At 73.4% G+C, this 11,602-nt stretch carries 8 protein-coding genes; 4 read left to right on the top strand and 4 right to left on the bottom strand.

The features are described from left to right. The first annotated feature begins 80 nt into the window (after window positions 1–80). Together GL259_RS26775 and glgB are read left to right on the top strand one after the other, a co-directional pair. On the top strand, window positions 81–1,487 hold the full coding sequence (locus tag GL259_RS26775) for a maltokinase (protein WP_159535866.1): 1,407 nt from the start codon (window positions 81–83) through the stop codon (window positions 1,485–1,487). Window positions 1,488–1,533: 46 nt separating this feature from the next. Beyond that, on the top strand, window positions 1,534–4,122 hold the full coding sequence (gene glgB, locus GL259_RS26770; RefSeq protein WP_159535865.1) for a 1,4-alpha-glucan branching enzyme: 2,589 nt from the start codon (window positions 1,534–1,536) through the stop codon (window positions 4,120–4,122). 15 nt (window positions 4,123–4,137) lie between these two features. On the opposite strand, the gene GL259_RS26765 is transcribed toward glgB, so the two are convergent. From GL259_RS26765 to GL259_RS26750, 4 genes are all read right to left on the bottom strand, one after another. After that, a complete protein-coding gene (locus GL259_RS26765) occupies window positions 4,138–6,399 on the bottom strand; it encodes an AAA family ATPase (protein WP_208026631.1) in 2,262 nt (753 codons plus the stop codon). Window positions 6,400–6,577: 178 nt separating this feature from the next. Beyond that, window positions 6,578–6,910 carry a thioredoxin domain-containing protein gene (locus GL259_RS26760; RefSeq protein WP_279578633.1) on the bottom strand — a complete coding sequence of 111 codons (333 nt, stop codon included), beginning with the start codon at window positions 6,908–6,910 and terminating at the stop codon, window positions 6,578–6,580. Beyond that, a complete protein-coding gene (locus tag GL259_RS26755) occupies window positions 6,907–7,335 on the bottom strand; it encodes a MerR family transcriptional regulator (protein ID WP_159535864.1) in 429 nt (142 codons plus the stop codon). Before GL259_RS26755 ends, GL259_RS26760 begins: the two co-directional genes overlap by 4 nt. A 280-nt stretch (window positions 7,336–7,615) precedes the next feature. Next, entirely contained in the window at window positions 7,616–9,010 is a 1,395-nt protein-coding gene (locus GL259_RS26750; protein ID WP_159535863.1) for a cation:dicarboxylase symporter family transporter, read from the bottom strand. 154 nt (window positions 9,011–9,164) lie between these two features. On the opposite strand from GL259_RS26750, the gene GL259_RS26745 reads away from it, so the two are divergent. Next, entirely contained in the window at window positions 9,165–10,838 is a 1,674-nt protein-coding gene (locus tag GL259_RS26745; protein ID WP_159535862.1) for a sensor histidine kinase, read from the top strand. Then, entirely contained in the window at window positions 10,835–11,521 is a 687-nt protein-coding gene (locus GL259_RS26740) for a response regulator (protein ID WP_159535861.1), read from the top strand. The genes GL259_RS26745 and GL259_RS26740 overlap by 4 nt, the downstream gene beginning before the upstream one ends. The last annotated feature ends 81 nt before the right edge of the window (window positions 11,522–11,602 follow it).

Below are 11,602 nucleotides of genomic sequence, written 5' to 3'. Positions count from 1 at the left end.
TCGAGAGGCCGTGCACGATCGGGCGCTCGTCCGGGGGGTGTCCCGAGGCGCGCCGAACCTGGGGGAAAGGACGCGACGCCATGTCGGAAGCCGTCACACGCACCGTCACGACCCCGCCCGGCCTTCTTGCGTCACTGGATCCACTGCTGCGCGAGTGGCTGCCGCGGCAGCGCTGGTTCGCGGGCAAGGGGCGTCCGGTCACCGGATTCGAACTGGTCGCGGCCACCGAGCTGCTGCCGCCCACGGCCAAGCTGGGCCTGTACCACCTGCTGGTGCGCGCGCACCAGCCGCTCCTGCCGGGCCACACCGGGCCGGAGCAGCCCGGCGACTGCTACCAGCTCCTGATAGGCGTGCGCGAGGCGCTGCCGCCCCGGCTCGCGCCCGCGCTGATCGGTCATGTGACGCAGGGACCCCTGGCCGGACAGACGGTCTACGAGGCCCTGCACGACACCCGGCCCGCCGAACTGCTCCTGGAGGCCCTGCGCACCCAGGCCCGGATCGGCGGGCTCCGTTTCGAGCGGGACCCGCACCGGGAGATCCGGTCCGGTCTGGTGCCGCGTCTGATGACCGCCGAGCAGTCGAACTCGTCGGTCGTCTACGGGGACACGTTCATCCTGAAGCTGCTGCGCCGGGTCGTGCCCGGGATCAACCCCGACCTGGAACTGCCGCTGGCGCTGGCCCGCGCGGGCTGTCCCCGGGTGCCCCCGCCCACCGCCTGGCTGGTCGCGGACCCCGGGGCGCCGCGGCCCGCCGAGCCGTACGTCCTGGGGGTGCTCCAGCCGTACGTGCAGGGCGCGACGGACGGCTGGGAGCTGGCACTGCGGGAGCTGGCCAAGGGCGAGGACTTCGTCGCCGAGGCGCGGGCCCTGGGACGCGTCACCGCCGAGGTGCACACCGCGCTGGCCCGCGCGCTGCCGACGGTCACCCTGGGCCACTCCCAGCTGCGGCTGATGGTCGACGGCATGACCGAGCGGCTGGAGGCGGCCGTGCACGCGGTGCCCGCGCTGCGGCCGCACGCGGCCGGCCTGCGCTCGGCGTTCACGGCGCTGGACGATCTGGCCGCCGAGGGCCGCACCTGGACCGCCCAGCGGGTGCACGGCGATCTGCACCTCGGGCAGTGCCTGCGGTCCCCGGCCGGCGAGTGGTCCCTGATCGACTTCGAGGGCGAGCCGGCCCGGCCGCTGGCCGAACGGCGGATGCCGCAGCCCGCGGTGCGGGACGTGGCGGGCATGCTGCGGTCCTTCGACTACGCGGCGCGTTCGGTGGACCCGGCGCAGCCGGAGTGGGCCGAGCGGTGCCGGGCGGCGTACTGCTCCGGTTACGCGGAGGCCGCGGGCTCCGACCCGCGCACCGATCCGGTGCTGCTGCGCGCGTACGAGACCGACAAGGCGGTCTACGAGGTGCTCTACGAGGCCCGGCACCGACCCGAGTGGCTCCCGGTGCCGCTGACCGCGGTGCGCCGGCTCGCCTCGTCCGGTCACACCTGATCCGATCCGACCCATCCGACCTTCGTTCGCCCAGGAGGCTCTGCCCGTGACCCCCCGCCCCGAGTCCAGCGGTCCGCATCCGGAGCAGCCGGCCGAGCAGCGGCACACCGAGCCGCCGGTGGCCGCGCGGAAGAAGGCGGCCGCGAAGAAGGCGGCCGTCAAGAAGGCAGCCGTCAAGAAGCCCGCCGCCGCGTCGCCGTCGGCGAAGGCCGTGGCCAAGAAGGTGGCGGCGACGAAGGCGGCCCCAGGGAAGAAGGCCACCGCCAAGAAGGCGGCGGCGAAGACGGCGGCCGGGAAGAAGACGGCGGCGAAGACACCCGCCGCGAAGAAGACCACCGCGAAGAAGACCGTGGCCGGGAAGACCCCGGCGACGGACGCCGTCCTCCAGCAGGCCCCGCCGCCCGGGTCCGCCGCCGCGCAGCCCGCCCCGCCCGAGACGGAGATCGCCGTCTCCCCCGCCGTGGACACCGCCGACCGGGAACGGCTGCTGCACGGGACGCACCACGCCCCGCACTCCGTGCTCGGCGCGCACCCCGTGCCCGGCGGGGTCGTCTTCCGCGTGTTCAAGCCGTACGCCCTGGCGGTGACCGTCCTCTCCGGGGGCCTCACCGTCGAGCTGCACGACGACGGCGACGGTTTCTTCTCGGGTCTGCTGCCGCTGCGCGAGGTGCCGGCGTACCGGCTGCTCGTGACGTACGAGGGGACGGTGCAGGAGACCGAGGACGCGTACCGCTTCCTGCCCACGCTCGGCGAGCTCGACCTGCACCTGATCGGCGAGGGCCGGCACGAGGAGCTGTGGACGGTGCTGGGCGCGCACCCGATGACCCACCAGGGCGTCACCGGCACCCGGTTCTCGGTGTGGGCGCCGAACGCGCGCGGCGTGCGGGTGGCCGGCACCTTCAACTTCTGGGACGGCACCGGCTTCCCCATGCGGTCGCTGGGCTCGTCCGGGGTGTGGGAGCTGTTCGTGCCGGGCATCGGCGAGGGCGAGCTGTACAAGTTCGAGATCACCCGCCCCGACGGCTCGAGGACGATGCGCGCCGACCCGCTGGCCCGCCGCACCGAGGTCCCGCCGGCCACCTCGTCCGTCGTCACCTCCTCGCACTACGAGTGGGGTGACGCCGAGTGGCTGGCGCGCCGGGCCGAGGTCCCCGCGCACCAGGCGCCGTTCTCGGTGTACGAGGTGCACCTGCCCTCCTGGCGCCCCGGCCTGACGTACCGCCAGCTGGCCGAGCAGCTGCCGGCGTACGTCAAGGACCTCGGCTTCACCCACGTGGAGCTGATGCCGGTCGCCGAGCACCCCTTCGGCGGCTCCTGGGGCTACCAGGTCACCGGCTTCTACGCGCCCACGGCCCGCCTCGGCACCCCCGACGACTTCAGGTACCTGGTCGACGCCCTGCACCGGGCCGGGATCGGGGTGATCATGGACTGGGTGCCGGCGCACTTCCCGCGCGACGAGTGGGCGCTGGCCGAGTTCGACGGCCGGCCGCTGTACGAGCACGAGGACCCGCTGCGGGCCGCGCACCCCGACTGGGGCACCCTGGAGTTCGACTTCGGGCGGCGCGAGGTGCGCAACTTCCTGGTGGCCAACGCGCTGTACTGGTGCGAGGAGTTCCACATCGACGGGCTGCGGGTGGACGCGGTCGCCTCCATGCTCTACCTCGACTACTCGCGCGAGCCGGGCCAGTGGACGCCGAACGAGCACGGCGGCCGGGAGAACCTGGACGCGGTGGCGTTCCTGCAGGAGATGAACGCGACCGTGTACCGCAGGGCGCCGGGCGTCGTGACGATCGCGGAGGAGTCCACGGCCTGGGACGGCGTCACCCGGGCCACCCACCACAAGGGCCCGAGCGGCTTCGGCGGGCTCGGGTTCGGGCTGAAGTGGAACATGGGCTGGATGCACGACTCGCTGCAGTACATGAGCCACGACCCGATCCACCGCCGGTACCACCACCACGAGATGACCTTCTCGATGGTGTACGCCTACAGCGAGAACTACGTGCTGCCGATCTCCCACGACGAGGTGGTGCACGGCAAGCGGTCCCTGGTGTCGAAGATGCCCGGCGACTGGTGGCAGCAGCGCGCCAACCTGCGCGCCTACCTCGGCTTCATGTGGGCCCACCCGGGCAAGCAGCTCCTCTTCATGGGGCAGGAGTTCGCGCAGGGCGCGGAGTGGTCGGAGGCGCACGGCCCGGACTGGTGGCTGCTGGACCCGCACTACGGCGCCGAGGCCGACCACCGCGGGGTGCGCGACCTGGTGCGCGACCTGAACACCGTCTACCGGCACACTCCGGCGCTGTGGCGGTGCGACACCGAGCCGGACGGCTTCCGGTGGGTGACCGGGGACGCGGCGGAGGACAACGTGCTCGCGTTCCTGCGGTACGACCGCGACGGCGCCCCCCTGCTCGCGGTCTGCCACTTCGCCCCCGTCGTCCGGCACGAGTACCGGATCGGCGTCCCCGACGACGTGCCCGCCTGGCACGAGGTCCTGAACACCGACGCCGGCCGGTACGGCGGCAGCGACGTCGCCCACCCGGACCCGGTCAAGCCGGAGCCGCAGGGGCGGCACGGTCTCCCGGCGAGCATCCGGCTGACCCTGCCGCCCCTGGCGACGGTGTGGCTGCGCCCGGCCTGAGCCCCGGGGCGTGCCCTACGCCAGCGCGTCGGCCAGCGGCTTCGGCAGCGGCCCGGTGTGCAGGATGCCGAGCCGCTGGGTGGCGCGGGTGAGCGCCACGTACAGGTCGCTGGTGCCGTAGCGCCCCGGCTCGACCACCAGGACCGAGTCGAACTCCAGCCCCTTGGCCTGGCGCGGGTCGAGCAGGACGACCGTGCGCGTCAGGTCGGGCTCGGCGCCGGCCGTGACCCCGTCGAGGCGCGCGGCCAGGGCGCGGTGCAGGTCGCGCGGGGCGATGACGGCGAGACGGCCCGTGGGGGCGCCTCCCTGCTCGGTCGGAGCCGGGGAGGGGGCGAGTTCCGCGACGGCCTTGGCGACGGCGTCGGGCAGGTCGTCGGCGGCGCGGGCCCAGGGGCGCACGCCCGTGGCCCGCACCGAGCCGGGCGGCTCGAAGCCGGGGTGCTCGGCGCGGACCACGGCCGCGGCGACGTCCATGATCTCGGCCGGGGTGCGGTAGTTGACGCCGAGCCGGGCGTGCTCCCAGCGGTCCTCGACGTAGGGCGCGAGGATGTCCGCCCAGGCGCCGACCCCGCCCGCCTCCGAGGTCTGGACCGGGTCGCCGACCAGGGTCATCGAGCGGGTCGGGCTGCGCCGCATCAGCAGCCGCCAGGCCATCGGCGACAGCTCCTGCGCCTCGTCGACGATGATGTGCCCGAACGCCCAGGTGCGGTCGGCGGCGGCCCGCTCGGCGGCGCTGCGGTGGTCCCCCTCCTCGTGCCGTTCGGCGAAGCGCTCGGCGTCGATGACGTCGTGCGCGGACAGCACCTCGGAGGAGTCGGGGTCGCCCTCCTCCTTGTCCTCGAACTCGTAGGTGCGGGAGGCGTACGAGACGTCCAGCACGCCCTGCGCGTAGGCGATCTGCGCCCGCCGCTCGCGTTCGGCCCGCTCGCGCGCGAGCCGGTCGTCCTCGCCGAGGAGTTCGGCGGCCTCGTCGAGCAGGGGCACGTCGGAGACCGTCCAGTGCCGGGTCACCGGGCGGCGGATCGCGGCGGCGTCCTCCTCGGGCAGGAAGCCCTCGGGTTCGGCGAGGAAGTCGGCGACCAGGCGTTGCGGGGTGATCCGCGGCCACAGCCGGTCGATGGCGGACCAGACCTCGGGGTTCTCGGCGAGCTCGTCGCGGATCTGGGTGATGTCGCCGGCGTCGAGCAGGTTGGAGCCGTCGTAGGGGTCGGTGCCGATGCGTTCGGCGAGCATGTCGGTGAGCGCGTTGAGGACGTACCCCTCGAAGTGCTCCCGGGCGACGTTGTGCGGCAGCCTGGCGGCGCGGGTGCGTTCCCGGGCGACGTTCACCAGGCCGTCGTCCAGCATGAGGATCTCGCGGTCGTGCTCGATGGCGATCACCGGGTCGGGCAGCGCCTGCCGGCTGCGGACGACCTCGGCGAGGACGTCGGCCATCTCCGCCCGGCCCTTGACGGCGGCGGCCTCGGGGGTGTCCGCCCGGGTGGCCTTCACGCCGGGGAACAGTTCGCCGACGGTGGCGAGCAGCACCCCGGTCTCGCCGAGGCTGGGCAGCACCTCGCCGATGTAGCCGAGGAAGGCCGGGTTGGGGCCGACGATCAGGACGGCGCGGCGGGCCAGCAGCTCGCGGTGCTCGTAGAGGAGGTAGGCCGCGCGGTGCAGGGCGACGGCGGTCTTGCCGGTGCCGGGACCGCCCTCGACCACCAGGACCCCGCGGTGCGGGGCGCGGATGATGCGGTCCTGGTCGGCCTGGATGGTGCGCACGATGTCGCCCATGCGGCCGGTGCGCGCGGAGTTGAGCGCGGCGAGCAGCACGGCGTCGCCGGTGGGGTCCTCGTGGCCGGTGCGGGTCTCGTCGCCGAGGTCGAGGATCTCGTCGTGCAGGGCGGTGACCCGGCGGCCCTGGGTGGAGATGTGCCGGCGGCGCCTGAGGCCCATCGTGGTGTGGCCGGTGGCCAGGTAGAAGGGGCGGGCGACGTCGGCGCGCCAGTCGATGAGGACGGGGGTGCGCTCGGCGTCGTCGGCGCGCAGGCCGATGCGGCCGATGTGGTGGGTCTCCCCGGAGGAGAGGTCGATCCGGCCGAAGCACAGCGAGCCGTCCACCGCGTTCAGCGCGGCGAGCAGGCCGGAGCGCTCGGCGACGAGGATGTCCCGTTCCAGCCTGGCCTGCTTGGGGGTGCTGCCCTGGGCGAGCGCGTCCGTGACGGAGACCTCGACGTCACCGCGCAGGGCGTCCACGCGTGCGTACAGTCCGTCGATGAATTCCTGCTCCTGCCGCAATTCATCGTCCGGAAATTCGGTGTTTGACAATTCCGCTCCCGCCCGGATATACTGTGGTCACTGAACTTCACCGCGACGATTCTTTTCGAAGTCGCGAACCAATGAATATACGCAGAGAAAACCCCCGGACGCAATTGCCCGGGGGTTTTTCCTGTGCCGGCCCGTGCGGGCCGGCGGGTCAGAGCACGTCGGCCAGCTCCTCCAGCAGCCGCCGCTTGGGCCTGGCGCCCACCATCGACCGCAGCGGCTCCCCGTCGCGGAACACCATGAAGGTGGGCATCGACAGCACCTTGTACGCGTTGGCCGTGCCGGGACTGGCGTCCACGTTCAGCTGGACGACCTTCAGCCGGCCCTCCTCCTCGGCGGCCAGCGCGCTCAGCACCGGGGCCATCTGCCGGCACGGCGGACACCAGTCGGCCGTGAACTCCACCAGCACCGGCAGCCGCGCCCCGAGCACCTCCGTCGCGAAGTCCGCGTCCGTCACCTCGGCCACACCGCTCGCCCTGCTCACCGCAGCTCCCCTCCCAGTTCGCACACCGGTTCCGGACCCCCCGGAACCGCGGCCTCGGCGGCCAGCCCGTCGCGCGCCGACTCCGCCCGCGCCAGCTGCCGTCCGACCTTCGCCCGCACGGCCCGCAGCTCGCCGATGAGCGCGTCCAGCTCCTCCAGCTTGCGCCGGTAGACCTGGAGCGAGGCGGGGCACGAGTCGCCCTCGGGATGCCCGGCCCGCAGGCACTCCACGAAGGGCCGGGTCTCCTCCAGGTCGAACCCGAAGTCCTGGAGCGTGCGGATCTGCCGCAGCAGCTTCAGGTCGCTCTCGTCGTAGGTCCGGTATCCGTTGCCGGCCCGCCGCGCGGGCAGCAGTCCCCGTGACTCGTAGTACCGCAGCGTCCGCGTGGTGGTCCCGGCGCGTGCGGCCAGCTCGCCGATTCGCATGACGACGAACGTAAGCCTTGACGTCGGCGTCAGGGAAAGGCCGGGGGCGGCCCCGGCGCGAAACCGGGGACGGCCCCGGCCCGGAGGACCCGGAAGACCGGAAGAGGGGGCGGCCCCCGAAGCGGAAGAGGCCGAGCGGCCGGGCCCACGGGGGTGGGAGCCCGACCGCTCGGCGGTTGTGGAGGCCCTGGAGAAGGCGGCGCACCTGCGGGCCTCCGGACCGGGCGGCTGAGCGACGGGGGGAGCATCCCAGCCGCCCGGGGACTGCGGGCCGCGGCCGTCAGGCCTTGGCCAGTTCCTTCTCGCCGCCCGGCTCGCGCACCTCGGCGGCCCCTTCGTCCGACCCGCCGGTGCCGTGGTCGTCCAGCAGGGTCTTCTCGTCGAAGGGCAGCCGGCCGGCGAGCACCTGGCCCACCCGCTCCTTGTCGATCTCCTTGGTCCAGGTGCCGACCAGCACCGTGGCGACCGCGTTGCCCGCGAAGTTGGTCAGGGCGCGGGCCTCGCTCATGAAGCGGTCGATGCCGACGATGAGGCCGATGCCGTCCACCAGGGCCGGCTTGTGCGACTGCAGGCCACCGGCCAGGGTCGCGAGGCCCGCGCCGGTGACGCCGGCGGCGCCCTTGGAGGCGACCAGCAGGAAGAGCAGCAGCGGGATCTGCTCACCGACCGACATCGGCGTGCCCATGGCGTCGGCGATGAACAGCGAGGCCATGGTCATGTAGATCATGGTGCCGTCGAGGTTGAAGGAGTAACCGGTCGGGACGGTGATGCCGACCACCGGCTTGCTGACGCCCAGGTGCTCCATCTTCGCGATGAGCCGCGGCAGCGCCGACTCGGAGGACGAGGTGGACAGGATCAGCAGGAACTCACGGCCCAGGTACTTGAACAGGGTCCAGATGTTCAGGCCCGCGACGATCCGCAGCATCGCGCCGAGCACCAGGAAGACGAACAGCACACAGGTGATGTAGAAGCCGAGCATCAGCACCGCGAGGCTCTTCAGCGCGTCCAGGCCGGCCGAACCGGTGACCGCGGCCATGGCGCCGAACGCGCCGATCGGGGCGGCCCACATGATCATGGCCAGGACCCGGAAGACCAGCCGCTGGATGTGCTCGACGCCCCGCAGGATCGGCTGCCCGGCGTTGCCCATGGCCTGCAGCGCGAAGCCGCACAGCAGGGCGACCAGCAGGGTCTGCAGGACCTCGCCCTGGGTGAAGGCGGACACGATCGTGGTCGGGATGATGCCGAGCAGGAACTCGGTGGTGTCCTTCGCCTCGGCGTCGACCTGCGCGTGGCCGGTCTCCTTGACCGTGTCGGTGATCGCGAGGCCGGTGCCCGGGTCCAGGATGTTGCCGACGACCAGGCCGATGGCGAGCGCGACGACCGACATCACCATGAAGTAGCCCAGGGCGATGCCGCCGACCGCGCCGACCTTGGCGGCCTTGCGCACGGAGCCGATGCCCAGCACGATCGTGCAGAAGATGATCGGCGAGATCATCATCTTGATCAGGTTCACGAAGCCGGTGCCGATCGGCTTCAGCTCGACCGCGAAGTCGGGTGCGACCAGGCCGACGGCGATGCCGAGGGCGACCGCGATGATCACCGCAATGTAGAGATAGTGCGTGCGGTCCCGCTTGGCTTGGGGTGCGGCAGGTGCCGTAGCGGCTGTGCTGGTCACGGCGGCCCTCCTTGACGACGTCGTCGGCATCACCGGCGTGCGGCTCACGTCCCGGGATGGGTTTGGGGAATGCGGTGACTATCTCCCGCCGTGTGAGTGCGGTCACCCTTCCGTTCATTTAGTTCATCGGTGAAGCGGGAGGCAGACTGGCGGCATGCGCCTCCCCGTCCCCGCACCCCGCAGCCTGGCGGGCCAGCTGTTCGCCATGCAGGCCGTGCTGATAGCGGTCGTCGTCGCCGGGTACGCGCTGTTCACCTACGTCAGCGACCGCAGCCAGGCCGAGGAGGCCGCCGGCCGCCAGGCCACGGCGGTGGCCCGCTCGGTCGCCGACTCCCCCTCGGTGCGGGAGGCGATCCGCACCCCCGATCCCTCCGCCTCGCTCCAGCCGTACGCGGTGGCCGTGGTGCGCGACACCGACGTCGACTTCGTCACGATCATGAATCCGCGGGGCATCCGCTGGACCCACCCCGACCCGGAGCAGATCGGCCTGCCCTTCCAGGGCCACACCGCTCCCGCCCTCCGCGGCCGCACCTTCACCGAGACCTACACCGGCACCCTCGGCCCGTCCGTCCGCGCGGTCACCCCGGTCCTGGACGGCGACCGGATCACCGGCCTGGTCAGCGCGGGGATCCGGGTCGAGGAGATCAGCCAGCGCGTCCGGGGCCAGCTGACGGCCCTGCTCGGGGTCGCGGCCGGCGCCCTCGGGCTCGGCGCCGTCGGGACGTACGTCGTCAACGCCCGCCTGCGCCGGCACACCCACGGGATGAACGCGACCGAGCTCAGCCACATGCACGACTACCATCAGGCCGCGCTCCACGCCGTACGCGAGGGGCTGCTGATGCTGGACGGGCAGTGCCGCGTCGCGCTGATCAACGACGGCGGGCGGGAGCTGCTGGGCGTGGCCCCGGAGGAGGACGTGGTGGGCAGGTCGGTGGCGGAGCTGGGGCTGCCCACGCCGCTGACGGGTGCGCTGCTGGCCTCGCGGCCGCGGGTGGACGAGGTGCACCTGACGGCGGACCGGGTGCTGGTGGTGAACACCTCGCCGGTCTCCGGCGGCCAGCGGCGCGGCTCGGTGGTGACCCTGCGGGACGTGACCGAGCTCCAGTCGCTGATGGGCGAGCTGGACTCCGAGCGGGGCTTCACCCAGGCGCTGCGTTCGCAGGCGCACGAGGCGGCGAACCGGCTGCACACCGTGGTCTCGCTGATCGAGCTGGGCCGGGCCGAGGAGGCGGTGGACTTCGCGACCGCCGAGCTGGAGCTGGCCCAGGCGCTCACCGACCAGGTGGTGGCGGCGGTGAGCGAGCCGGTCCTCGCGGCGCTGCTGCTGGGCAAGACGGCGCAGGCCAACGAGCGGGGCGTGGAGCTGGTGGTGTCGCCCGAGAGCCGTCTGGACGACGGCCTGCTGCCGGACACCCTGCCCGCCCGTGACCTGGTCACCATCCTCGGCAACCTGATCGACAACGCCGTGGACGCGGCCCAGGGCGGGGTGCGGCCCCGGGTGACGGTGACGGCGCTGACCGAGGCGGACGCGGCGGGCGGCCGGGGCCCGGAGCTGATCCTGCGGGTGTCCGACACCGGTCCCGGCGTGGACCCGGACCACGCGGAGGCGGTCTTCCAGCGGGGCTTCACGACCAAGCCGTCCGGTCCGGGCGGCCGGGGGCTGGGCCTGGCGCTGGTCCGGCAGGCGGTGGGCCGGCACGGCGGGTCGCTCTCGGTCACGTCGGCGCAGGAGGGCGGCGCCTGCTTCGAGGCACGGCTGCCCCTGCGGGCGGCCGCCGCCGGCGGCGCGGCCGTGCGGGGCCCGGGGAGACCGGGAGGCGCCGCATGACGGACGACCGGCCCATCAGGGTCCTGGTGGTGGAGGACGACCCGGTCGCCGCCGACGCCCACGTGATGTACGTCGACCGGGTGCCGGGCTTCGTCTGCGTCGGCAAGGCGCACACCGGCGCGGAGGCCCGCCGGGCCCTGGAGCGCACGCCTGTCGACCTGCTCCTGCTCGACCTGCACCTGCCCGACGTGCACGGGCTCCAGCTGGCCCGCTCGCTGCGGGCGGCCGGACACCACGCCGACGTGATAGCGGTGACCTCGGCCCGGGACCTGGCGGTGGTGCGCGAGGGGGTGTCGCTGGGGGTCGTGCAGTACGTGCTGAAGCCCTTCACCTTCGCGACGCTGCGGGACCGCCTGGTGCGGTACGCCGAGTTCCGCGGGGCGGTCGGCGAGGCCAGCGGCCAGGCGGAGGTGGACCGCGCGCTGGCCAGGCTGCGCGCCCCGGGCCCGGCCGCCCTGCCCAAGGGGCTGAGCGCACCGACCCTGGAGCGGGTGTCCGTGGCCCTGCGGGACGCCGGGGAGGGGCTGACCGCGACCGGGGTCGCGGAGGCCGTCGGCATCTCCCGCATCACCGCCCGCCGCTACCTGGAGCACCTGGTGGACGCCGGCCGCGCGGCCCGGCGCCCGCAGTACGGGACCGTGGGCCGGCCGGAGCTGCAGTACCGCTGGGTGACCGGGCCGTGAGGCTCACGAAACCCTCACCCGCGCGGGCGGCCGATCCGGCGCACACGCATTGACCTGACTAGACCACTGCTCTTACGTTCG

The organism is Streptomyces sp. Tu 3180, assembly GCF_009852415.1.
In the GTDB taxonomy this organism is placed as follows: Bacteria; Actinomycetota; Actinomycetes; order Streptomycetales; family Streptomycetaceae; genus Streptomyces.
This window is presented reverse-complemented; position numbering and strand designations above follow the sequence as displayed.